Source organism: Agrobacterium sp. 719_389 (genome assembly GCF_900188475.1).
Classification (GTDB): Bacteria; Pseudomonadota; Alphaproteobacteria; order Rhizobiales; family Rhizobiaceae; genus Agrobacterium; species Agrobacterium radiobacter.
On the sequence record NZ_FYEM01000011.1, the window covers coordinates 80,081 to 103,276 of the forward strand.

Sequence of the window (23,196 nt, forward strand, 5' to 3'; positions counted from 1 at the left end):
ATGACGACATTTGATTTTCGCCAGGCCCTGCACGGCATCTCCGGCGTTCCCGTAACAGCGTATGAGGCCGGCGGGGAAGTTGATATTGATGTCACGACCGAGGTCTATGCCCGCGTTGCAAGGGCGGGCATCCACAACATCGTTGCAGCCGGCAATACCGGCGAATTCTACGCTCTCACACCGGCCGAGATTCTCAGGGTCTACGAAGCCGCGATAAAAGGTGTTGATGGCAAAGCCCCGGTGACGGCGGCGATTGGACGCTCGCAGCGCGAGGCTCTCGCCATGGCGCGCCAGGCAAGGGAGATGGGCGCATCCGCCGTCATGTCCCATCAGCCGGTCGACCCCTTTGCAGCGCCTCAGTCGCAGATCGACTATTTCATCGGCCTGGCTGACGGCAGCGAGCTGCCGCTGGTTGCCTATGTCCGCGCCGACGGTTTTTCGGTCGATGACATGGTGAGGCTTGCCAGCCATCCGAATGTTGCTGGCATCAAGTTCGCAACGACCGACATCATGCTTCTGTCGCGTGCGATAGCCGCTTCCGATCAGAAGGGCGCGCTCTATGTCTGCGGCCTCGCGGAAAGCTGGGCGCCCGCCTTTTCGGCAGTGGGCGCCCGCGGCTTCACATCCGGCCTCGTCAACGTGGCTCCGCAATTCTCGCTTGAGGTTCATGAGGCCCTGACGTCAGGCGATTTTTCAACGGCACGGAAGGTCGTTGAAAAGATCGAACTCTTCGAGCGGCTGCGGACGCGCTATCGCAACGGCGCAAACGTGACAGTGGTGAAGGAAGCCATGGAAATCCTTGGCCTAAAGGTTGGCCCGGTTCGAGCGCCGGGACTTGCCCGTCTGGACGAACAGGATCGCAAGACGCTTGAAGGGCTGCTCGCCAGCTGGCGTTGACGGACCAGTTACCGGCAAGCTGCATTTTGTTTATGTAACATGCCGGCCATCGGCCGGCATGTTCGTTGCGGGTGGCGCAGCAATCCTGCGCCACCGAAGGGGTCATGGATGTTCAGCCGAACAGAGCCAGACTGCTCCTCATGGTCACCCACACGCCCCAGAGAAGCGGAATGCCGACCGCAATCCAGGCCAGTGCCGCCTTGGCGTCCAGCCCGCCGCGTCCGATGCCGAAGGAACCCGTGGGGCCGGCATTGGCTGCCGCCGTCTTGGCCTGCAGCGCCGCGACCTCCGCGTCCGACATGAACCACTTGTCCGAAAGCGGCCGCACGAAGGCGTTGGCCACGAGGCCGATCGCCAGCATGCCCGCCAGAATATACATGGTGCTGGTGTAGAGCGCCGGCCCGGGCGCGACACCCGCCGCGATCTGCGCTTCGCGGATGTAGTTGACGACGACGGGACCGGCAATGCCGGCAGTCGCCCAGGCTGTCAGCAGGCGACCGTGGATTGCGCCGACGAACTGCGTGCCGAAGATATCGGCGAGATAAGCGGGAATGGTCGCAAAACCACCGCCATACATGGACAGGATGATGCCGAAGGCCAGAACGAACAGCGCCTTGTTGCCCATCGTCGCCAGCGTCGGCGCCAGCGCATAAAGAACGATGCCGAGAATGAAGAAGCAGAAATAGGTGTTCTTGCGGCCGATCTTGTCGGACATCGACGCCCAGAAGAAACGTCCGCCGATGTTGAACAGCGAAAGCAGGCCGGTGAACCCGGCCGCAATGGCCGCAATCTGCGCCTTCTGCCCGGCATCGAGATCAGCGAAACCGACACCCGGCAGGCCGATCAGCGAGCCGGCGAAGATTTCCTGCAACATGGGCGAGGCCATGCCGATAACGCCGATGCCCGCCGATACATTGAGGCACAGCACCGCCCAGATAAGCCAGAACTGCGGCGTCTTGTGCGCATCGCGCAGATGCACATGGCGATGGGTTATCATGGCGCTTTTGGCGGAAGGCGCCGTCCAGCCTTCCGGACGCCAGCCCGATGGCGGAATGCGGTAACCGAAGGCGCCCGCCATCATGAAGACGAAATAGATCAGGGCCATGACAACGAAGGTCTGCCAGACACCGACCGAAACATCCGTCTTGAAGCTGTTCATCAGAAGATTGGCGAGCGGCGCGCCGATCATCGCCCCGCCGCCGAAGCCCATGATGGCCATGCCGGTCGCCATGCCGCGACGGTCCGGAAACCATTTGATCAGCGTCGATACGGGCGAAATATAGCCAAGGCCGAGCCCGACGCCGCCGATGACGCCAGCGCCCAGCCACATCAGCCATAGCTGATGGGTCATGACGCCGACCGCCGCCACCAGAATGCCGCCGCACCAGCAGCAGGCGGAAACGAAACCGGCCTTGCGCGGCCCCACTCTTTCCAGCCAGCCGCCCCAAATGGCCGCCGAGCAGCCAAGAAGAACGAAGAAGAGCGTATAGATCCAGCCGAGATCGGCCACGCGCCAGTTGCACTCGGTGGTGAACAGCGCGCCCAGAAGGGTAAGGCTGGAGCAGCTTGGATCCGTCGCCGGCAACGCCTTCGACAGCGGCAGCCAGAACACGCTGAAGCCATAAGCCATGCCGATGCATAGATGAATGGCAAGGGCCGCCGGGGGCACCAGCCAGCGATTGAAACCCGGTCTTGCGATTATTCGTTCGCGGTCCAAAAACCCGGCTTGCGCCGCCTCTCCCGCCGTTGCGTCTGCTACTGCCATTGACATTACCTCCCTCGTGAATGTCTGGACATCTCAAATTCGCCCCGCCAGGCGAACATCGATATTGCCGGACGTCCTCCTGTCCGGCGGAAAGTCTGAATTGTGGTCGTGCCGCTCACGCCCCCGTGTTTTCGGGTATGCTCGGCTCGGAAAGGGACTCACCCGCAATTGCGCCCTTCCCGCCCGGAGCGCCCTTCGCATCACCGCCGAGACCAACCGCATCGGCTGCCGGATCACCGGGCCGCTTGATCTCCTTCGACGCAGCAAGCACAAGCGGCAGAAAATCACCGGCCCCGGCATCCACCATCTCGAAGAACCGGCGTCGCATGCGCGGCTCCCAGAACTTGTTGATGTGCGTGGCGACACCGTTGATGCGAATATCTTCCGGCTGCGACAGAAAAAATGTCGCGATCTGGTTCGCCATTCTCACCAGCTTTTCATCGGTGTGGTTGAGCAACATGACCTATTCCCCCGCGCCGACCGTCAGCCGACGCCTCTGTGTGTGACAAGGCCGGGCGCACCCGGCCCTCCTTATTCCGCCGCTTCGAGCTTGCCGGCGATGCGCCGTGCACGGCGGCCAAGCGCATCATATTCCTCCTGCCACTCGGTCGGCCCGTTGGAGGGCGAGACCTGCACGGCGGTCACCTTGTATTCGGGACAGTTGGTGGCCCAGTCGGAGAAGTCGGTGGTGATGACATTTGCCTGCGTGCCGGGGTGGTGGAAGGTCGTATAGACCACACCCGGCGCCACACGGTCGGTGATCAGCGCTCTCAGCGTCGTGTCTCCAGACCGGCTGCCGAGCTTGATCCAGTCGCCATCCTTCACGCCGCGCTGTTCAGCATCATGCGGATGGATTTCGAGACGATCCTCCTCGTGCCAGACGACGTTTTCGGTGCGCCGTGTCTGCGCCCCGACATTGTATTGCGACAGGATGCGGCCGGTGGTGAGCAGCAGCGGGAAACGCGGCCCGGTGCGCTCATCCGTCGCCACATATTCCGTTCGGATGAACTTGCCCTTGCCACGCACGAAACCGTCCACATGCATGATCGGCGAACCGTCAGGGAACTTCTCGTTGCAGGGCCACTGCACCGAGCCTTTTTCTTCCAGATAGGCGTAGGAAACACTGGCAAAGCTCGGCGTCGTTGCCGCGATCTCATCCATGATCTCGGACGGATGGGCGTAATTCCACGCAAGACCCATGGCTTGCGCCAGCTTCTGCGTCACTTCCCAGTCGGCATAACCGTTCTTCGGCGACATGACCTTGCGCACCCGGTTGATACGGCGCTCGGCATTGGTGAAGGTGCCATCCTTTTCAAGGAAGGTGGAACCCGGCAGGAACACATGGGCATAATTCGCCGTCTCGTTCAGGAAGAGGTCATGTACCACGACACATTCCATGGCGGCGAGACCGGCGGACACATGTTTCGTGTCCGGGTCGGATTGCAGAATATCCTCGCCCTGAATGTAGATGCCCTTGAAGCTGCCATCCACTGCCGCATCGAGCATATTGGGGATACGCAGCCCCGGCTCGTTGTTGAGTTTCACGCCCCAGAGTTTCTCGAAGACGTCGCGCGTCGCATCATCTGAAATATGCCGGTAGCCCGGAAGCTCGTGCGGGAAAGATCCCATGTCGCAGGAACCCTGCACGTTGTTCTGGCCGCGCAGCGGATTGACGCCCACGCCCGGACGACCAATGTTGCCGGTCGCCATGGCCAGATTGGCGATCGCCATGACGGTGGTCGAACCCTGGCTGTGTTCGGTGACACCGAGACCATAATAAATCGCGCCATTGCCGCCCTTGGCATAAAGCCGGGCAGCACCACGCAGATCTTCCGCCGGAACGCCCGTGAAACGTTCCGTCTCTTCCGGGCTGTGCTGCGGCTCGGCCACGAAAGCCGCCCAGTCCTCGAATTCCGACCAATCGCAGCGCTCGCGGATGAAGGCCTCGTTGAACAGCCCTTCCGTGACGATCACATGCGCCAGTGCCGTCAGCACGGCAACATTGGTTCCCGGAAGCAACGGCAGATGGAAAGCGGCCTCTACATGCGGCGTACGCACGAGATCGATGCGGCGCGGATCGATGACGATGAGTTTTGCGCCCTGACGCAGCCGCTTCTTCAGCCGCGAGCCGAAAACAGGGTGGCCATCCGTCGGATTGGCGCCGATCACAAGCACGACATCGGACTGCTCGACGCTGTCGAAATTCTGCGTGCCGGCGGAGGTGCCGAAAGCCTGACCGAGACCATAACCCGTCGGCGAATGGCAGACGCGGGCGCAGGTATCAACGTTGTTATTACCGAAGCCGGCGCGGATGAGCTTCTGGACGAGGAAGGTTTCTTCATTCGTGCAGCGGGACGAGGTGATACCGCCGATGGATTCCCGGCCATATTGCCCCTGGATACGCCGGAACTCCGAGGCAACGTGAGAGAAGGCCTCCTCCCACGTGACTTCCCGCCATGGATCGCTGATCTTTTCACGGATCATCGGGTTGAGAATGCGGTCCCTGTGGGTGGCGTAACCATAGGCAAAACGGCCCTTGACGCAGGAATGGCCGCGATTGGCCTGCCCGTCCTTCCACGGCACCATGCGCACCAGTTCTTCACCGCGCATTTCCGCCTTGAAGGAGCAGCCCACACCGCAATAGGCGCAGGTCGTGACCATGGAATGTTCCGGCTGGCCAATCTCGATCACCGATTTTTCGGTAAGCGTCGCCGTCGGACAGGCCTGCACGCAGGCGCCGCAGGAAACGCAATCGGAATCAAGGAACGCCTCATGCGCGCCGGGCGAGACGCGGCTTTCAAAACCGCGCCCTTCGATCGTCAGCGCGAAGGTGCCCTGCACTTCCTCGCAGGCGCGCACGCAGCGGGAACAGACGATGCATTTGGAAGGATCATAGGTGAAATAGGGATTGCTTTCGTCTTTTGGCATCCAGCGGGCATTGAGATCACCATCACCGCCGCGGGCCTTGACGTGGTTGTCGCCTTCATAACCGTAACGTACATCGCGCAGGCCAACGGCACCCGCCATATCCTGCAGTTCGCAGTCGCCATTGGCGGCGCAGGTCAGACAGTCGAGCGGGTGATCGGAGATATAAAGCTCCATCACGCCCTTGCGGATCTGCTTCAGCCGCTCCGTCTGCGTGTGCACGACGAGACCGGCAGCGACCGGCGTGGTGCAGGAGGCGGGGGTGCCGTTACGGCCCTCCACCTCGATAAGACAGAGACGGCAGGAGCCGAAGGCATCCACCATATCGGTAGCGCAGAGCTTGGGAACATCGATGCCCGCTTCACGCGAGGCGCGCATGATCGACGTTCCGGCCGGAACGGTTACCTGACGTCCGTCGATGGTGAGCGTCACCATGTCGGTCGCGAGGGATTTGGGGGTTCCATAGTCGAATTCTGTCACAAGGGCCATGGTCTTACTCCGCCGCTTCAACACGTGGGATGGGGGCAAAATCAGCCGGGAAATGCCGGAGCGCGCTCATCACGGGATAGGGCGTGAAGCCGCCGAGCGCACAGAGCGAACCGAATTTCATGGTTTCGCAGAGGTCTTCGAGGAGTGCGGTGTTTTTCTCCCGCTCGATGCCGAGCGCGATCTTGTCCACCGTCTCGACGCCGCGCGTCGAGCCGATACGGCAGGGCGTGCACTTGCCGCAACTTTCAACCGCGCAGAACTCAAGCGCAAACCGCGCCTGGCGGAGCATATCGGCCGTGCCATCGAAAACCACGATACCCGCATGGCCGATCAGGCCACCGGCGGCGGTGAAGGCCTCGTAGTCGAAGGTCGTGTCGAATAAGGAAACCGGGAAATAGGCGCCGAGCGGACCACCCACCTGCACCGCCTTGACGGGACGGCCGGTGATCGTGCCGCCGCCGATATCATTGACGAGCTGTCCGAGCGGCAGGCCGAAAGCGGTCTCATAAAGCCCGCCATGTTTGATGTTTCCGGCAAGCTGGATCGGGATGGTGCCATGCGAACGGCCAACGCCGAAATCACGATAAAACGCCGCGCCGCGATCCATGATGACCGGAATGGAGGCGAGCGAAATCACATTGTTGACGACGGTGGGCTTGCCGAACAGGCCCTGCAGGGCAGGCAGCGGCGGCTTGGCGCGAACAGTTCCGCGTTTGCCTTCCAGACTGTTCAGAAGCGAGGTTTCCTCGCCGCAGACATAAGCGCCCGCGCCCATGCGTACTTCCATATCGAAGGCGCGGCCGGAGCCGAGCACGGACGGGCCGAGAATACCCTCGCGCCGGGCGATCTCGATCGCCTGCTGCATGACCTTGATGGCGTAAGGATATTCCGAGCGCGTATAGATGAAACCTTTCGTCGCGCCAACGGCGAGGCCGGCAATCGCCATGCCTTCGACCAATACGAAGGGATCACCCTCCATGATCATGCGGTCGGCGAAGGTGCCGCTATCGCCCTCATCCGCATTGCAGACGATGTATTTCTGGTCGGCGACCGCATCCGCAACGGTCTTCCATTTGATACCCGTCGGGAAACCCGCGCCGCCACGTCCGCGCAGGCCGCTCTCGGTCACCTCGGCAACAATCTCCAGCGGCGCCATGGCGACGGCCTTTTCGAGGCCCTTCATGCCCTGATAGGCGCGATAATCCTCAAGCGATAGCGGATCGGTGACGCCACAACGCGCAAATGTGAGACGCGTCTGGCTTTTCAGGAACGGAATGTCCTTCGTCAATCCAAGACAGAGACGATGCCCGCCGCCGGTCAGAAAACCCGCATCGAAGAGCGAAGCAACGTCGCTGGCCTTGACCGGCCCGTAGGCAATACGGCCATGCTCGGTGCGCACTTCCACAAGCACTTCAAGCCAGAGCATGCCGCGCGAACCGTTGCGGACAATATGCACATCGAGATTGCGGCTGGTCGCCTCGCGGCTGACCGCTTCGGCCACACGGTTTGCGCCGACGGCCAGCGCGGCGGAATCGCCGGGAATAAAAACGGTGACACTCATCGGCGCGCCTCCGCCAGAATGTCGCCAAGACAGTCCTCGTCAAGGCGGGCATGGACTTCGTCGTCCAGCATCAGGGCCGGTGCCTGAGCGCAAAGCCCGAGGCAGAAGACGGGTTCCAGCGTGACAGAGCCGTCAGCGGCGGTTTCGTGCCAGTCGAGGCCGAGCCGGGTCTTGATGGTGTCCGCAAGAGGCTCGCCACCCATCGACTGGCAGGCCTCGGCGCGACAGAGCTTTAAGACATGCCGGCCGGACGGATGATCGCGAAAATCAGGATAAAAGGTTATGACGCCATGGACTTCCGCGCGTGAGATGTTCAGCGCGGATGCGATGATCTGTTTGGCGCTTTCCGGGATGTAGCCGAATTCTTCCTGCACCGCGTGCAGAATGGGCAGCAGCGGCCCCTCCAGGTGGAGATGTTCGTCAATGACGGCGGAAACACCGGCCGCCTCATCTGCGGCAACCACTCTGATATTCATAAGCCAGTCCTCCCAAACCGACGGGGGCAAGGAATGATGAGCGGGATATGGTGAAATCCCTTCGCAGCCCCTGCATCGTTTGGAAGAATGTCGAGATCGGCAGGATCAGGTCAATAATCAGTTTCCGTCAGTTGATAGGAAATTCCTATCAAACGCCTTTTCCGCGGCCCGCTGACGGGCCTCGTGAAGCAGCGCGGAAACAAGCGGCGTGTGTGGTTCGCGGTGTGTAGCAATCAGCCCCACGAGATGCTCCGCGTCCGGTTCGGTGATCGGAATGATTTTTATCTGTTTCGGGAAACCAAATGATTCCGCAAGGTTACGCGGCATTATTGAAGCCCATTGTCCGGTTCGTATATGAGAAAACAGCACGATCATGGAGTTGGATTCGAGCGTCGGCTTTGCCTCTACGCCTGCCTCGGCCATATGTTTGTTGATGATGCGGCGGTTCTGCATATCCGAAGTCAATAGGCATAGCCTAAGACCGGAAACCTGCTTCCAGGTAACGCATTCCTGATCGGCGAGCGGCGTTCCGCCTGCCGTGATGAGGTGATATCGCTCCGAATAAAGCGGCACCGTGGTCACTCGGCCAAGTGGTTCGTTGTCGAGATAGCTGATTCCCGCATCGATCTCGAGGTTTTCGATCTGGCTCAACACCTGAAGGGAGGTACGCGACGTGACTGAAAAGGTCACATCAGGATGACGCGCCTGGAAGGACTCCGTCAATCGCGGCACCATCGCAAGCGCCGTCGGAATGACGGCAAGCCGGATGTGGCCGGCCAGACCCTTGCGGGCTGCGCGCATTTCCTCACGCATGGTGCGCGTATCGCCAACGATGCGGCGCGCCCATTCAAGGACACGCTGGCCCTCCGGTGTCAGCCCCTGAAAACGCGCCGCGCGCACCACCAGAACCACACCCAGCTGGTCCTCCAGCTGCCGGATCGCGGCCGAAAGACTGGGTTGGGAAACACCGCACTCTTCCGCCGCGCGGCCGAAATGCTCTGCGCGCGCCAATGCAATGAAAAATTCCAGCTTGTCGATCATGCGTCCTCCCGCCTGACTCGCGACCATGCCGATGGTGCGAGCGGAAGAACACTAGAGCGCGGCGGGGAAGCCCGCAAATGGATGCGGGTATTTTCCTGCAAACTGTGCGCAAACGGCAAGACTGAATTCCCTCAAGCGGGGACGGTCATAGCGTCAGTCTGCTTTGACCTGCGGTCCGCCATCCAGCGAGCTGGACTCGACGATGGGAACCGTCTCCCGGACGACGGTGGCCGCACCCTGCCCTCTCAGTCGTGTGAGTTTCCAACAGGATGCAAACGACATCGTTCGACGCCTCAGCCGCCAAAATCTTCACTTGCCGTCCGCTTGATAAAGTCGGTGATCGCGGGCGCCTTGAGAACGAACTGGCGATCCGAGCTGATGTAATTATCGGCGTGGAGGCGCGCGATCGGCTGATATCGGTCCGGATCGACATAACGCCCCTCCGCATCGAGGCAATCCTTGTGGACATGCATGTGCACGACTTCGCCCAATACCAGGGTACGGCGCGGATAATCGATCAAACGTTCCACACGGCACTCGAAAGCGCAGGGCGACTCCGCCGCAAAGCTCGCATCGATCTTGCTGCAGGGTGTGGACGTCAGTCCGGCAATGGAAAGTTCATCAACCTCGCTGTCGAAGCCGAGGCCGCAGACAAGCATTTGCTCGGACAACGCCATATCGACCATGTTGATGACAAATTCACCCGTGCGGCGAATATTGGCCATCGTATCCTTCTCCTCGCCCGTCTCACGCGGCTGGATACCGAGGACAACGATCGGCGGATCGTGGGAGAAAACGTTGAAGAAGCTCATCGGCGCGGCATTGTTGTGGCCAGCGGCCGAACGCGTCGTGACAAGCGCTATCGGCCGCGGGCCGATAAAATTGGTCAGCAAACGATAACGGCTCTGCGGTTCAAGCGAGGTAAAATCGAATTCCATCGGAGCACCTGACAATATTGTATACAATAATATTTCATATTGCAGACAATTTCTCAATCACGCTCATCGCGAGATAGCCCATTTTTGCTGTCAGGTTTTGGGGAGCCAGGAACCGAGCAGCGAGCCCATAGTCATTCTCCAACTCCCTGGACGGGTCCACCGTCTACGCATCAACTACCAGCGCAAAAACTCCCCGGCCTGGAGGGTCCGGGGAGCAAACCTGACATCATGTCAGGAACTTTGACTGGAGCTAGTCACTCACCCGTCCGGAGACGGGGTGGATCTGAGTTATCTAACCCTGCTATGCTTTTTGCTTATACGTTCTATTAGAACGAACGCTGCAGACGAACGAAACCGGTCCACTTGTCGCCAGCGCCGCTGTCGATGCGTTCACGACCGTCGACGTCCTGATAGGTAACCGAAACCAGCGTGGAAAGGCCCGAGGTGATCTTGTAGCCAGCAGCTACACCAGCGCGCCATGCATCGCGGCTGCCAACGAAGTCGTTGTTAGCGCCGATGTCGATTGTGCCGAAATACTGGAAGCCGGGGGTGATGGTCAGCTTGTCAGTTGCCTTGATGGCGTATTCAGCAGCAACCGTCCACTCGGACTCTTCGTAGTAGTAGTTGGCGCCGGAAGCCCATGCACCCGAGATGCCAAGCGTGCCCGGACCGATGTCAGCCGTGATGATTGCACGGATTGCACCGTTTTCCTGGTTCGTATCGTAACCGCCGAGCAGGTTGGCCTTAACGCCGCCGAACTTGGCGCCGATGATGGCGCTGATGCCGACATCGTTCGTCCCGGCTTTGTTCGTCCCGGTTTTGAACGCGCCGCCCTTTGTGATGCCGAGTTCTGAATCGCCCTTACGCGAACCTTCAAGCTCTTCGACAGCAGCACCAACATAGAAGGAACCAGCGTCGTAGGTGTAACGGATGGCGTTCAGACGGGTGCGGTTGGAGCTGAGCTGGTCATATTCGCCGGAGAGACCGTCATCCCACCAGTTGTAGTAGTAACCGACCTTCAGGCCGCTGAGTTCGATGAAGGCTTGATCAAGGATAGCACCCTTGTCGGTATCGTTGTCAGCCTGGGCGCGGAAACCAATGTAGCCACGCAGAGCGCCGAGGTCGGTGTCGGTGCGGGTGTCAATGTTGAACTGGGCGCGGGTCATCGAATCCCAGTCGGACGTGCCGGACTGGTTGCGACCGAAGTCGGTCTGGAAACGGACGTAACCGTCGAACTTCAGGCAGGTTTCGGTGCCGGGGATGTAGAAGAAGCCGGTGCCGAAAGCGTCGCAAACGCGAACATATTCCATAGGCTCGGGCTCGGCAGCGACGATAGCGTCAGCGGCCTGTGCGCCGGATACCGCTGCGAGAGCGGCAGCGGAGCCGATCAGAAGGCTCTTGATGTTCATTTGTAATCTCCAGTCAAAAATTTTTCAACAAATGCGCAAATTTGAGGGCTGGTCTTTCCCTGCCGCCCGCTTCCCTGCGCTGACTCAGCAAATGACAGATATTGCCGCAGACTCGCAATTCAAATCGACAGAATGCAAATACAGATAAAGTACGCAATTCAATTACGTAGTAAAATTACAACAAATTAACAGTTTAAATTATAATATATCTGAATATTATTTCGCATAAATCAAATTTATTACTTATAAATACCGTCATAAATTTCTAAAATATAAAGCAGTAAAACAATGAATGCCCGTCACGCCCGGGATCGGGAGGTGACAGCACGCGCGGGCATGAGGAAGCGAAGTGGTTTCGTTGGGGAACAGGAGGCGACGAAGGCGGCAAGGCGTCTGCCCGCCCGGAAAGCCGTGTCTGGCCGATCTGAAATAGTCGCCGCCGGGCCAGCCTATTTGCTGACTTCGGGCAAGCCGGTGGGGAATATCGTCTTCTTCGCCAGCATGTCTTCGATCAACCCGGCGGGCACCGGCCGGCTGAAATAATAACCCTGGCCATAGGGGCAACCGGCCTCACGCAGAAATGTCGCCTGTTCGCCGGCTTCCACACCTTCGGCAATGACATCAATGCCCAGAGACCCGGCAAGCTGGATCATGATCGAGACGATGGCGCTGTCCTTGGTCTTTTCCGGCAGGTGGGTGAGAAACGAGCGGTCTATCTTCATGCAGGACAGCGGAAAGGTCTTCAGCATGCCAAGACAGGAATAACCGATCCCGAAATCATCCAACGCCAGGCTTACGCCCATCTGTTTGATGGCCCGCATGATCCGGACCGATGTTTCGACATCCTGAATGATAAGCGTCTCGGTGATTTCGATTTCCAGGAGCGATGGCGCAAGGCCGGTTTCCTTCAGCACCGACCTGATCTGCTGCACCAGCCCGCCCTGAAACTGCCGCGGCGAGATATTGACCGCCATCTTGACGGGCAAGAGGCCGGCGGCCGCCCATGCCTGCGCCTGACGACAGGCCTTCCTGAGAATGCTTTCTCCGAGTTCCACGATCAGCCCGGTTTCTTCCGCAAGCCCGATGAATTCCGCAGGGCCAAGCAAACCTTCCGTGGGGTGCTGCCAGCGCACCAGCGCCTCCACGCCGCTGATTGCGCCACTGACAAGATCGACCTGCGGCTGGAAGTGCAGCACGAACTCGTCCCTCTTCACGGCTTTGCGCAATTCCTCGATGCGGGTGAACTTCTTCCTCAGATCATCCGCCATATTGGGGGTGAAGGTGGCAATGCTGTCGCGCCCGTTATGTTTGGCTTCGTACATGGCAAGATCGGCCGCCGCGACGATTTCCGCCGTGGTTTCCCCATGCTCCGGGAAAAACGCCATGCCGATGCTGCATGTGACCTTGATATCGTAATTACCAATGCGCAATGGCTGCGAGACTGCGGCACGAATGTGCTGCAGCCGGGCTTCCACATCATTCCTGCCCTCTTCAAGAATGATGATGAACTCATCCCCGCCCACCCGGAGAACGAGATCGTTTTTCCGGAGGCTTTTCGCAATGCGCTCGGCGGTTTTCGACAAAAGCATATCGCCGATGCTGTGGCCGAGCGTATCGTTGATCTGCTTGAAATTGTCGAGATCGAGAAAACCGATGCCGACCATTCGGTTCGTCTTTGCCGCCGCCGCCAAAATTTCAGGCAGTCTCGTATCGAGGAAACGGCGGTTCGGCAGCCGGGTCAGCATGTCGTGATCAGCCAGAAAGGCGATATGCTCCGCCGCCCTTTTGCGGTCGATCGCCAGGCCCGCCATGCGCGCCGCGGCGCCGATAAACTCCACCAGCGCCGCGTCCGGCTCGCGGCTGGCCAGCATGCACCAGACGAAACCATGCGCCTTGCCTTCGCTGGCCGGAATATCGAAACTGAAGGCGATGTGTGCTGCCGGATGGGTGAGGCTGTCAGGCTCACTGACACTGGAAACAAGTGCGGCCAGCCCCTCCTCCTGCGCAAGTGCGGGCGAGGCATAAACGGAGGGCTCCCCATCCGCCGCATCAAACACCCGCACGGCGCAGGCCAGTCCGGTTGCGAGATTTTCGATAGCTTTGACGAACTCCTCGAGAAAATCTTCGATACGCGCGGCGGCGACGATCATTTCCAGAATATGCGCCTGCGCCTGAAGCAGTCTCTCCGAAGCCTTTTTCTGGGTTATATCCCGCGAGGCGCCGACCACGCCGATGATGTTGCCAGCCTTGTCCTTCAGCGGCACGCGCGACATCATGAGCCAGCGGTCGATATCGCCGCGCATGGCGCGTTCCTCGTAACCGAGATCCGGTTCGCCGGTGCGCATCACCCGCGCCTCGGTATCGGGAATGCCGGCACGCCGCGCTGCTTCACCGTTAATATCGTAATCGGTGAGCCCGATCAGTTGCTCGACCGTATCAAAGCCGTTTTCGGTGACGATGGCGCGATTGGCGAAAAGGAAGCGTCCTTCCAGATCCTTGGCATAGATAAAATCCGGTACGTGGTCGATCATCGCTTCCAGAAGCGCGTGCCGGTCGGAAGGATTGGCATTCTCGCTCATGGCAGTAGTGGCAGATGGCGTGACGCCGCGCTTTTTTCGCGGCATCCGGTTCTGCTCGGCTGTCTTCGGGCCTTTGGAACGCACCTCTCCGCCTCATTACTTTGTAAGGAAGCAGAATAGTAGGATTATACGTATTATATAAATATGAACGGCGAAAAGAGATTGCCGGGAAACCTGCCTTTTGCAACTGGCTCCATAACGTCCCGCCTGCCTGAATAGGAACGGCGCAGCAGAAGCCGCGCCGTCAGACCAAAAGGGGCAATTCGTTGTCCGTCACACCACCGGCGTCGGCAGCTCTTTGCCGGCAAAATGCGCATCGAGATTGGCGAGAACAAGATCGGCCATGGCGCGTCGTGTCTGGTGCGTGCCGCTGCCGACGTGCGGGGCGAGCGTGACGTTGTCAAACGCGAAAAGCGCTTCCGGCACCCGCGGCTCATCCTCAAAGACATCCAGCGCCGCGCCACCGATCGCGCCGTTCGAAAGCGCTTCGACCAGCGCCGTCTCATCCACGAGCGAACCGCGCGCCACATTGACGAGCACACCCTGCGGTCCAAGCGCCTTCAGCACATCCGCATTGACGATATGGCGCGTTTCGGCGGTGGCGGCGGCGGCGATGATCAGCACGTCGCAATTGGCAGCCAGCGCTTCGATGCTGTCATGATAATCATAGGCGACATCGCGACGGCTTCTCGCGGTGTAGGAAATGCGCGCATCAAAACCCTCGAGCCGCTTTGCTATCGCCTGGCCAATGCGGCCAAGGCCAAAAATGCCGTAACGGCGGCCGGCCACACGGGTGGAAAGTCCCATATCGCCCTTCAGCCATTGGCCGGTGCGCACATGTTGATCCGCCTGCGGCAGCTTGCGCGCCTGCGCCAGAACGAGGCCAAGCGCGAGGTCGGCGACATCGGCCGTCAGCACATCGGGCGTATTGGAGACGCGGAAGCCGCGCCGTTTCGCGTCAGTCAGATCGACCTTGTCGAAACCGACGCCGTTGATGGCGACGATTTCAAGATTGGGAAGCGCCGCACCAATATCCGCCGGCAGGCCGATATGGCCGCCGGTGACGACGCCGCGGATCGCGCCGCCCTTTTCAGCAAGGAACGCCGCCTTGTCTGCGGCTTCGAACAGGCGATGCACGGTGAAGCGCTCGGCGAGTTCGCCTTCCAGTGCCGGGATGAGCGGGCACAGTTGCACGATTTCAGTGGTCATGGAGTTTCCTTTGCGCCGGTGAACTACTTCACATCGGCCTTGACGAATTGCCGGAGTTCCGGCGTTTGCGGGTTGGCGAAGAGTTCGGACGAACGGCCCTGCTCCCAGATCTTGCCCTTGTGCATGAAGATGGTCTCGGTCGCCACGCGGCGCGCAAAGGCCATTTCATGGGTGACGAGGATCATGGTCATGCCGTCTTTGGCGAGATTTTCCATCACGGTCAGCACTTCCTCGGTCAGCTCAGGGTCGAGCGCCGAGGTCACCTCGTCGAACAGCATCACCTTCGGCCGCATGGCGAGCGAGCGGGCGATTGCCACGCGCTGCTGCTGGCCGCCGGAAAGCTGGTCGGGATAGGAATCGAATTTCTCCGACAGGCCGACGAGTTGCAGGACCTCGCGGGCAATCTCCTTCGTTTCCGATTTCGCCACATCCTTGACGATGCGCGGCGCGAGCATGATGTTTTCGCCGACGGTCAGATGCGGGAAGAGATTGTAGCTCTGGAAGACGATGCCGACATCGGTGCGCAGCTTGCGCAGCGCCTTGGCATCTTCCCCGATGGCGTGACCTGCAATTTCAATACGACCGGAATTGATCTTCTCCAGCCCGTTCATGCAGCGCAGCAGCGTGCTCTTGCCCGAGCCGGAGCGGCCGATGAGGGCGAAGACTTCACCGCGGCCGACCGAAAGCGACACGCCTTTCAGGACTTCCAGAGCGCCAAAGCTCTTGTGAACGTTTTCAACGATTACTTCCGGCATGAAGCCTCCTTTCCAGCCAACGCGACAGCTGGGACAACGGGTAGCAGACGATGAAATAAAGCACGGCCACCGCGACGAAGACGCGGAACGGCTGGAACGTGGCATTGTTGATGAGCTGCCCCGCTCTCGCCAGTTCGACGAAACCGATGATCGATGCGATGGACGTGTTCTTGACGACCTGAACGGCAAAACCGACGGTCGGCGGCAGGGAAATGCGGATCGCCTGCGGCAGGATGACGTAGCGATATTGCTGGGCGCGGGTAAGCGCCAGCGATTCCGATGCTTCCCACTGCTGCTTCGGCACCGCCTGGATGCAGCCGCGCCAGATTTCCGCGAGATAACCTGACGTATAGATCGTCATCGATGCGCCGGCGGCGATCAATGGCGGCAGTTCCAGTCCGGCAAGGCTGAGGCCGTAATAGGACAGGAACAGGATCATCAGTACCGGAATACCCTGAATGACCTGAATATAGGTGCCGGCGGCAATGCGCAGCGCCTTGAAATTCGAGGTGCGGGCCAGCGCCACGAAGAAACCGACAAGGCCGCCGCCGATGAGCGCAATGATCGTCAGAAGCACGGTCCATTGCAGCGCGGTCAAAAGGAAGCCGAACTCGTTCCAGCCGAAAGTTCGAAGAGTCATGACTGCACCTCCGGCAAGGCGGTCATCGTCTTGCGGGCCACGCGGCGGCCGAACAGCCACATGCCGACAAGGGCAAGGATGAGCCGCAGGCTGAGCGCCAGCGCAAGATAGATGAGCGTGACGACGATATAGACCTCGAAGGAGCGATAGGTCTGCGATTCCACAAAGGCTGCGGCGGCCGCAAGCTCATGGGTGGAGATGGCCGAGCATATGCTCGACGCCAGCATCATCAGCACGAACTGGCTGCAAAGCGAGGGATAGACCTTGGCGATGGCAGGCACGATGATGACGTGACGGTAGATCTGGTATTTTGTGAAGCCAAGAGCCTCGCCCGCCTCGATCTGCGACTTGTGCACCGCCTCGATGCCGGCGCGGATGATTTCCGTCGAATAGGCGGCAAGATTGATCGTCATGCCGATCAGCGCCGCCGTATCCGCCCCGACGCGAAAGCCGAGACCCGGCAGGCCGAAATAGACGATGAAAAGCTGCACGAGAAACGGCGTGTTGCGGATCACCTCCACATAGGCGTCCACGATGATGCGGACAATGCCGCCATTGATGGAGCGCAGCGAGGCCAAAAGAATGCCGAAAGCGCAGCCGAGCACGATGGAGAGGACCGACAGCTTGATCGTCAGCCATATGCCGTTCAGAATCTCATTCTGATACTGGGCGAGCGCGCCGAATTGAAATGTATAGGACATGCGTCACTCCGTTGACATTTCCCGGTCCGCCGGAAATTTTTCTCCGGCGGACGCGTTGAAAGGCTCAATCAGAAGCTTGGCAATTGCGGCAGCGGACGGCCGGTCCACTTCACCGAGATACGGTCGAGATCGCCCGACATCTTCATGAGGTAGATGGAGGTGTTCAGCCACTGACGCAGCTCGAAATCCTCAATCTTCGTCGCCATGGAATTGCCCTGCTGGAAGAAGGTGAAACCCACCTGCAGACCGGCTTCCGGACGCTGCTTGATGATCGCCTCGCCGACCGTGGACGGCAGGGCCACGGCATCTACCTGACCGGCAAGCAAAGCCTGGGCGCTGGTGGAATCGTCCTCATAAACGACGATTTCAAGACCCTCGACATTGGCCTTGCGCAGCGCGGTTTCCTGCGAGGAACCGCGATTGACCGAAACGCGCTTGCCTTTCAGGCTCTCCAGATTTTCGAACTTCTGGTCCTTGCCCGAGATGATGTCCATGTTGAAGGCGCTGTAGGGCTGCGTGAACATGACGGTCTTGGCGCGTTCGCCGGTCGGGGCGAGCGTCGCAACGAGGAAATCGACCTTGCCGGTCTGGAGCGCCGGAATACGCGCCGGCGGCGTCAGCGGTACGAGTTCAACCGGCAGCGACAGGTAAGAGCCGATCAGATTGGCGACATCAACGTCATAACCGGAAGGGTTGCCCTTCTCGTCCACCATGCCCATCGGCGGCGCGCCGGTGAGAACACCGATCTTGACCTTGCCGCGCGCGGTGATCTCGCTGAGCGAGACGGCATGGGCCGAGGTGGTGGCGGCTAGCGTTGCTGCGGCAACACCGACTGCGACGGTCATGTTTTTCAGAAATCTGGATATGCTCATGGTTTTTCCTCCAACCCTATAGTGGCTGCCCGAAGTGGGACAGCGGCCTTGCGCAAACCGGAAAATGTTCTCGATAACATTTTAACGCGATTGACTAAAAACTCCTCCCAAGAAACCGCGAAAGCACAAAACCAGATGAATTCCCTATGAAATTCAACAATTTCGGCTGGTTATCGATTTTCCTCTGCTCGACACCGTTTCACGTTCTTGGCAGGACCAATAATGCATGTTATCGGTATCATTGCAAGTCCGATCTACAGAACTGTTTCGGTCGGCATTCATTCGGGAGGAAACATGTACACACGCTCGGCAATTTTCGAAGGCAGGATTCACCCCGGTCGGGAGGAGGAGTTTTTCCGCATCGTCGAGGAGAAACTTCTGCCGGTCTGGAAGCGCATGCCGAATGCGCAGGCCGTGCGGGTGATGCGCACCGAGCGTACCGATCCGGACGCGGCCTCGATCATCATGGTGCAGGAAATCGACTATCCGTCGATGGAGGCGGTGGAGGAAGCACTGGTTTCGCCGGTCCGGCTGGAGGGCCGTGTGCTGACGGATGAGATGATGAGCATGTGCGACGGACGTTTTTACCATCTGGTCTACAGCCGCGTCGCATAAATCCGGTGCACGCCGCACCGATCTGCAATCATGCGGCGTGCTTTCCCCTGATATCTTCGTGTATGTCTTGTCCTGAACCGGTTCGAATTTAGGGAGACATGCTTTGATGGAGCGCACGCCCTTGGCCGCAGCGTTAGTCACGTCAAAAAAAGCAACCATGAGCGACGTCTCGAAACTTGCGGGCGTCTCCAAGATGACCGTCTCGCGGGTGCTGGCCGATCCGGCGCTGGTGTCTGAAGACACGCGCCAGAAGGTGATGAAGGCGATCGAGAAGCTCGGCTATGTGCCGGATAGAATCGCCGGATCGCTCTCATCCCGCCGCACCAATTTCATCACCGCCATACTGCCGACGCTCACCAACTCCAACTTCGCCGACAGCGCGCAGGGTCTCGCCAAGGCGCTGCGGGCGGCCGACTACCAATTGCTGATCGGTTATACGATGTATGATCTGCAGGAAGAGGAGCGCGTCATCCGCACCATGATGGAGCGCCGCCCCGACGCCATTGTCGTTGCCGGCACGGTGCATACCAAGATGGCGAGCGAAGTTTTGATGCGCGCCGGCATCCCGATCGTGGAAATCTGGGACGTTCCCGAACACCCGATCGACCATGCGGTCGGGTTTTCCAACTACGAGGTGGGAAGAACTGCCGCCAAACACCTGATATCGCTCGGGTTTAAAAGAATCGGTGCACTTGGCTCACGGGCCGATGGCGATGTGAAGGACTGGCGCGGCGAAACCCGCCTTCTCGGTTTCGGTGCGGCGCTTCGCGAAGCCGGCATTGCTGACGACCTCATCATCCGCGAAGGCAGCGCGCCGGTCTCTTACGACCACGGAGCAAAAACGCTTGGCTCGCTGCTGGCGAAGGAACCGGATGTCGAGGCCATCTTCGCCGTTTCCGACATCTCCGCCGTCGGCGCGCTGATGGAATGTCATAGGAGGGGAATCAGTGTCCCTGACCGCATTTCCATCCTCGGCTTCGGCGACTTCGATATCGGCCGGCAATGTTACCCGGCGATTTCAACGATCCGCGTCGACGCCCAGATGATCGGCCGCAAGGCGGGCGAATTGCTGCTGTCGATACTGGAGGCGGAGAAGGATGCCATTGTTCCCGAGGGTGCAAGGGTGGATGTCGGCTTCGAGCTGATCGTGCGGGAGACGACAAAGCGGCTGAGTAGGTGAGACTCTAACCAGGGGGAACGAGCGGCGGCCACTTGTTTCTTTTCCCCAAGGGGGAGAAGTCCGCGGCAGCGGGATGAGGGGGCAAGGCCGGCGATATGCAGTGAGCATACCCCCCCCTCATCCGACCCTTCGGGCCACCTTCTCCCCGACGGGGAGAAGAAACAAGTGGCGCCATCCTCACCCATTCTCGACGTCATCTTCGGGCTTGACCCGAGGACCCACGCCCCACGCGCAAGGAGCGAGTTCCGCTACCGCGCACCCCAGGTATCCGTCAGCCGATACCCTTCCGGCCAAGGATCAGAGGGATCAAGCATGTGCTGGTGGATGCCGGTGATCCAGCCGCGGCCGGAAATTTCCGGCAGGATTGCCGGACGGTCGCCGACCGTTGTCGTTCCGAGAATACGGCCGGTGAATGTGGAACCGATCAGCGATACCGCCGTCAGCGTTTCGCCTTCCTTCATCTCGCCGCGCGCATGCAGCACCGCCATGCGGGCCGAAAGCGCGGTGCCGGTCGGCGAGCGATCCACCTTGCCTGGCTGGATGGCGACGGCAGCACCAGCCCGCAGGCCTTCGGCCGTGCGCTCCACCTTGCCCGCGAACAGGCAGAAGGAAAAATGCCGCCAGTCCGGGTTTTCGGGATGGTCGAAGCCCAAAGCCTTGTTGGCGGCATTGGTGATGCGCACGCCGAGGCGGGCAATCTCATGCGCCTCTTCCGGCTTCAGACTGAAGCCCATCGCCTCGGCATCAACGATGACGAAACTGTCGCCGCCATAAGCAGTATCCACCTTGAGCTTACCCAGACCTTCGACCTCGAGTTCGGCATCGAGTTTCGCGGCAAAGCTCGGCAGGTTCTGCACGAAAATGCGCTCGGCCTTGCCGTTGCGGCATTCAGCGCGCACCTTCACCAGCCCGCCCGGGGCTTCCAGAAGCATATGGGTTTCCGGTTCCTGCATCGGCACGATGCCGCCATCCAGCAGCACGGTGGAGACGCAGATGGAGTTGGAGCCGGACATGGGCGGCGTGTCTTCCGGCTCCATGATGATGAAGGCGGCATCCGCGTCAGGATGTTTCGGCGGCACCAGCAGGTTGACGTGGCGGAACACGCCGCCGCGCGGCTCATTCAACACGAAATTGCGCAGGGTCTCATCGCGGGCGATGAATCGGCTCTGTTCCCAGATCGTTTCACCCGGTGGCGGCCTGACGCCGCCAACGATCACATCCCCCACCTCGCCTTCCGCGTGGGCGGAAATGACATGAACGGTCTTGATACTGCGCATTGAATTCTCCTCAAGAGCATTTCCAGCAAAAGTGCGTAGCGGTTTTACGTCCGGAAAATGCGGAAAACGAAAGATCGAGAGCGCGTCTGAACGCGCTCTAGGAAAGCCAGGCGGGAAGACGGGAAGCAACTCGGCCGGTCAGCGCGCTTTCAACGCAATCGGCAAGGCTGCCGAAGCGCACCGCGCGGCCGCTGAGGCCGGGGCCGTAATGGGCGTATTTGCCGGAATTGGTCATCAAGGCGCGGGTCTTCGTGGGAAAGACCGGCTCGGAAATCGAGCACCAGCAGAGATCAGGCAGCACCTGCACGCCGCTGCCATGCAGGCTTTGCAGCGTGCCGTCCTGCCCGGCTGCATCGATGACCTGCTGACCGGCAGTGACGATGACGGCGACATCCGCATGACGCCTGCGCCCGGCAAATTCAGCCGCAAGCGCGCGGCACTCCTCCAGCGAGGCATGCGGACTGCCGATGGCGACAAGCTGCACCTCTTCCGGCCCTTCGTTGAGAAGCGACCAGCCCGCGGCCATATCGGCAAGCGAGATGGTGACGGTATCGGCTGTCTCAAGAGGCGCAAGCCCGGCTTCCGGCGTTACGCCCTCGATATGCAGCATGGGTGCTGCGGAGGTGGTGCCGAAAGCAGCGCAGAGCGCCTTCAAATCATCCCGCGACGGTTTCGCGGGACCGAGGCCGCGCAAAAGCGGGATGCAATCGGGCGCAGCCTTGCCGGAGAGATAACCGACGAGCGGCCAGAAGGCGTCGTTGATGCCCTCAGGCAAAACCACATCGACAATGCGCTGCGGACGACGGTTCTCTTCGAGATACACGCCTGATAATGGCGCCCTGCCCGTCAGCGCAATGCAGAGATCGAGAAAATCAGGATGTTTGGCAGTGCGCGCGCCGAGCACCGTATTGGCGAAGATCACCGCGTTCGATTCAGCCCAGGCGATCGATTCGCCGGCACTCGGCGCGCTGTCGAGCAGGTAAGGCGAACAGGTGAAAGTGGGCCGACAGCCCATGCGCACATAGGTATCCGCCAGTCTCGCGGCCGGATCGCCGAAATCATCAGGCACGCCCTGCGCCCGCCAATGCGCCTTGTCCACCGAAATGGCGTTCATGGTCGTCGGCACCCGCACCCTGCCGCCCATGTCAGCCATCTTTTCCGCGAAGGTGAGGTTGGCGGGGCTGGCATAGATACAGCCGTCGATGTGACCCTGCGTGATATCGATAAGCGCAGACGCCCCCTGCTGGGCCGCCATGGCGACGATGATGCGCATGGCCTGGCGCACGGCAATGCCGTCGCGACCCTCGAGCATCGCCCGGTCCGCATCCTCAAGGTCGAGATGAGCAATTGCCGGCGGCGCGACGGCAAGCGACAGGCCATCGGCCTCGATGCTGTTTCCATCGATGCGGACATGGGCGGCCCGGGAAAAGCGGGTGAAATTTTCGGCGTCGAGGCGGATGACCGGCAGCGCCCTGTCGAACATTTCCGCCGCCACAAGTGCGCCGAGCGTCAGAACATCTTCCGCCTCACAGAAAACCAGCGCTGACGGCGCGCGGCCGGTGAGGATGAGATCGAGCAACACGCCGGAACCCGTGCACGAGCCGCGGCTGGTGGGCATGAACAGCACGCCGCCGGTAAGACAGGCGCCGTGCAGCGGGTGATGCACATCGATCACCCTGCCGGTGGCGGGATCGACACCGCCCCAGAAGCTCAGCGCCTCCGTCGTGGCGATCACGGGGCCCTCGGCCGCACCGGTCAGGATGCTGCGGGCTTCAGGAACGGCTGTTGTCGAAACGGCAGAAGACATCGGAAATCTCCCCAAAAGCATTCCCAGTAAAAGTGCGTAGCGGTTTTACGTCTGGAAAAT

At 60.2% G+C, this 23,196-nt stretch carries 19 protein-coding genes; 3 read left to right on the forward strand and 16 right to left on the reverse strand.

Annotation, left to right across the window (positions count from 1 at the left end; all coding sequences use genetic code 11):
• Positions 1 to 897: a dihydrodipicolinate synthase family protein gene (locus CFB10_RS19535; RefSeq protein ID WP_020009863.1), complete on the forward strand. Its 897-nt coding sequence runs from the start codon at positions 1 to 3 to the stop codon at positions 895 to 897.
• Positions 898 to 1,009: 112 nt separating this feature from the next.
• On the opposite strand, the gene CFB10_RS19540 is transcribed toward CFB10_RS19535, so the two are convergent.
• From CFB10_RS19540 to CFB10_RS19605, 14 genes are all read right to left on the reverse strand, one after another.
• Positions 1,010 to 2,662: an OFA family MFS transporter gene (locus CFB10_RS19540; RefSeq protein WP_026363536.1), complete on the reverse strand. Its 1,653-nt coding sequence runs from the start codon at positions 2,660 to 2,662 to the stop codon at positions 1,010 to 1,012.
• Between the two features lie 115 nt (positions 2,663 to 2,777).
• Positions 2,778 to 3,122: a formate dehydrogenase subunit delta gene (locus tag CFB10_RS19545; RefSeq protein WP_003505676.1), complete on the reverse strand. Its 345-nt coding sequence runs from the start codon at positions 3,120 to 3,122 to the stop codon at positions 2,778 to 2,780.
• Positions 3,123 to 3,193: 71 nt separating this feature from the next.
• A complete protein-coding gene (gene fdhF / locus CFB10_RS19550; protein ID WP_020009861.1) occupies positions 3,194 to 6,076 on the reverse strand; it encodes a formate dehydrogenase subunit alpha in 2,883 nt (960 codons plus the stop codon).
• 4 nt (positions 6,077 to 6,080) lie between these two features.
• Entirely contained in the window at positions 6,081 to 7,637 is a 1,557-nt protein-coding gene (locus tag CFB10_RS19555; RefSeq protein ID WP_020009860.1) for an NADH-quinone oxidoreductase subunit NuoF, read from the reverse strand.
• Positions 7,634 to 8,113, reverse strand: a complete 480-nt coding sequence (locus tag CFB10_RS19560) for a formate dehydrogenase subunit gamma (protein WP_020009859.1) — start codon at positions 8,111 to 8,113, stop codon at positions 7,634 to 7,636. Before CFB10_RS19560 ends, CFB10_RS19555 begins: the two co-directional genes overlap by 4 nt.
• A 117-nt stretch (positions 8,114 to 8,230) precedes the next feature.
• Positions 8,231 to 9,154 (reverse strand): LysR family transcriptional regulator, encoded by a 924-nt coding sequence (locus CFB10_RS19565; protein ID WP_020009858.1) that lies wholly within the window; start codon positions 9,152 to 9,154, stop codon positions 8,231 to 8,233.
• Positions 9,155 to 9,447: 293 nt separating this feature from the next.
• On the reverse strand, positions 9,448 to 10,092 hold the full coding sequence (locus tag CFB10_RS19570) for a flavin reductase family protein (protein ID WP_020009857.1): 645 nt from the start codon (positions 10,090 to 10,092) through the stop codon (positions 9,448 to 9,450).
• 326 nt (positions 10,093 to 10,418) lie between these two features.
• The gene (locus CFB10_RS19575; protein ID WP_020009856.1) at positions 10,419 to 11,501 is read right to left on the reverse strand and encodes a porin; all 1,083 of its coding nucleotides are present in this window, start codon (positions 11,499 to 11,501) and stop codon (positions 10,419 to 10,421) included.
• 449 nt (positions 11,502 to 11,950) lie between these two features.
• The gene (locus CFB10_RS19580) at positions 11,951 to 14,125 is read right to left on the reverse strand and encodes a bifunctional diguanylate cyclase/phosphodiesterase (protein WP_034501048.1); all 2,175 of its coding nucleotides are present in this window, start codon (positions 14,123 to 14,125) and stop codon (positions 11,951 to 11,953) included.
• 228 nt (positions 14,126 to 14,353) lie between these two features.
• Entirely contained in the window at positions 14,354 to 15,289 is a 936-nt protein-coding gene (locus CFB10_RS19585; protein ID WP_020009854.1) for a 2-hydroxyacid dehydrogenase, read from the reverse strand.
• Between the two features lie 23 nt (positions 15,290 to 15,312).
• On the reverse strand, positions 15,313 to 16,044 hold the full coding sequence (locus CFB10_RS19590) for an amino acid ABC transporter ATP-binding protein (protein ID WP_026363534.1): 732 nt from the start codon (positions 16,042 to 16,044) through the stop codon (positions 15,313 to 15,315).
• A complete protein-coding gene (locus CFB10_RS19595; protein ID WP_020009852.1) occupies positions 16,025 to 16,684 on the reverse strand; it encodes an amino acid ABC transporter permease in 660 nt (219 codons plus the stop codon). Before CFB10_RS19595 ends, CFB10_RS19590 begins: the two co-directional genes overlap by 20 nt.
• Complete coding sequence (locus tag CFB10_RS19600) at positions 16,681 to 17,385, reverse strand: amino acid ABC transporter permease (protein ID WP_006700307.1); 705 nt, start codon at positions 17,383 to 17,385, stop codon at positions 16,681 to 16,683. Before CFB10_RS19600 ends, CFB10_RS19595 begins: the two co-directional genes overlap by 4 nt.
• A 68-nt stretch (positions 17,386 to 17,453) precedes the next feature.
• Positions 17,454 to 18,257, reverse strand: a complete 804-nt coding sequence (locus CFB10_RS19605; protein ID WP_020009851.1) for a transporter substrate-binding domain-containing protein — start codon at positions 18,255 to 18,257, stop codon at positions 17,454 to 17,456.
• Positions 18,258 to 18,551: 294 nt separating this feature from the next.
• Here CFB10_RS19605 and CFB10_RS19610 point away from each other — a divergent pair, with 294 nt between their 5' ends.
• Together CFB10_RS19610 and CFB10_RS19615 are read left to right on the forward strand one after the other, a co-directional pair.
• On the forward strand, positions 18,552 to 18,872 hold the full coding sequence (locus tag CFB10_RS19610) for a hypothetical protein (RefSeq protein ID WP_003505663.1): 321 nt from the start codon (positions 18,552 to 18,554) through the stop codon (positions 18,870 to 18,872).
• Between the two features lie 157 nt (positions 18,873 to 19,029).
• Positions 19,030 to 20,052 (forward strand): LacI family DNA-binding transcriptional regulator, encoded by a 1,023-nt coding sequence (locus CFB10_RS19615; RefSeq protein ID WP_020009849.1) that lies wholly within the window; start codon positions 19,030 to 19,032, stop codon positions 20,050 to 20,052.
• Positions 20,053 to 20,300: 248 nt separating this feature from the next.
• On the opposite strand, the gene CFB10_RS19620 is transcribed toward CFB10_RS19615, so the two are convergent.
• Positions 20,301 to 21,329, reverse strand: coding sequence for a proline racemase family protein (locus tag CFB10_RS19620; RefSeq protein WP_020009848.1), 1,029 nt, complete (start codon positions 21,327 to 21,329; stop codon positions 20,301 to 20,303).
• Positions 21,330 to 21,426: 97 nt separating this feature from the next.
• The gene (locus CFB10_RS19625) at positions 21,427 to 23,136 is read right to left on the reverse strand and encodes an aconitase X (protein ID WP_020009847.1); all 1,710 of its coding nucleotides are present in this window, start codon (positions 23,134 to 23,136) and stop codon (positions 21,427 to 21,429) included.
• Positions 23,137 to 23,196 lie beyond the last annotated feature (60 nt).

Bases quoted from the DNA above. Each gene is read 5' to 3' on its own strand.
- CFB10_RS19535 (WP_020009863.1), top strand. From the start codon at position 1: ATGACGACATTTGATTTTCGCCAGGCCCTGCACGGCATCTCCGGCGTT.
- CFB10_RS19540 (WP_026363536.1), bottom strand. From the start codon at position 2,662: ATGGCAGTAGCAGACGCAACGGCGGGAGAGGCGGCGCAAGCCGGGTTT.
- CFB10_RS19545 (WP_003505676.1), bottom strand. From the start codon at position 3,122: ATGTTGCTCAACCACACCGATGAAAAGCTGGTGAGAATGGCGAACCAG.
- fdhF (WP_020009861.1), bottom strand. From the start codon at position 6,076: ATGGCCCTTGTGACAGAATTCGACTATGGAACCCCCAAATCCCTCGCG.
- CFB10_RS19555 (WP_020009860.1), bottom strand. From the start codon at position 7,637: ATGAGTGTCACCGTTTTTATTCCCGGCGATTCCGCCGCGCTGGCCGTC.
- CFB10_RS19560 (WP_020009859.1), bottom strand. From the start codon at position 8,113: ATGAATATCAGAGTGGTTGCCGCAGATGAGGCGGCCGGTGTTTCCGCC.
- CFB10_RS19565 (WP_020009858.1), bottom strand. From the start codon at position 9,154: ATGATCGACAAGCTGGAATTTTTCATTGCATTGGCGCGCGCAGAGCAT.
- CFB10_RS19570 (WP_020009857.1), bottom strand. From the start codon at position 10,092: ATGGAATTCGATTTTACCTCGCTTGAACCGCAGAGCCGTTATCGTTTG.
- CFB10_RS19575 (WP_020009856.1), bottom strand. From the start codon at position 11,501: ATGAACATCAAGAGCCTTCTGATCGGCTCCGCTGCCGCTCTCGCAGCG.
- CFB10_RS19580 (WP_034501048.1), bottom strand. From the start codon at position 14,125: ATGCCGCGAAAAAAGCGCGGCGTCACGCCATCTGCCACTACTGCCATG.
- CFB10_RS19585 (WP_020009854.1), bottom strand. From the start codon at position 15,289: ATGACCACTGAAATCGTGCAACTGTGCCCGCTCATCCCGGCACTGGAA.
- CFB10_RS19590 (WP_026363534.1), bottom strand. From the start codon at position 16,044: ATGCCGGAAGTAATCGTTGAAAACGTTCACAAGAGCTTTGGCGCTCTG.
- CFB10_RS19595 (WP_020009852.1), bottom strand. From the start codon at position 16,684: ATGACTCTTCGAACTTTCGGCTGGAACGAGTTCGGCTTCCTTTTGACC.
- CFB10_RS19600 (WP_006700307.1), bottom strand. From the start codon at position 17,385: ATGTCCTATACATTTCAATTCGGCGCGCTCGCCCAGTATCAGAATGAG.
- CFB10_RS19605 (WP_020009851.1), bottom strand. From the start codon at position 18,257: ATGAGCATATCCAGATTTCTGAAAAACATGACCGTCGCAGTCGGTGTT.
- CFB10_RS19610 (WP_003505663.1), top strand. From the start codon at position 18,552: ATGTACACACGCTCGGCAATTTTCGAAGGCAGGATTCACCCCGGTCGG.
- CFB10_RS19615 (WP_020009849.1), top strand. From the start codon at position 19,030: ATGAGCGACGTCTCGAAACTTGCGGGCGTCTCCAAGATGACCGTCTCG.
- CFB10_RS19620 (WP_020009848.1), bottom strand. From the start codon at position 21,329: ATGCGCAGTATCAAGACCGTTCATGTCATTTCCGCCCACGCGGAAGGC.
- CFB10_RS19625 (WP_020009847.1), bottom strand. From the start codon at position 23,136: ATGTCTTCTGCCGTTTCGACAACAGCCGTTCCTGAAGCCCGCAGCATC.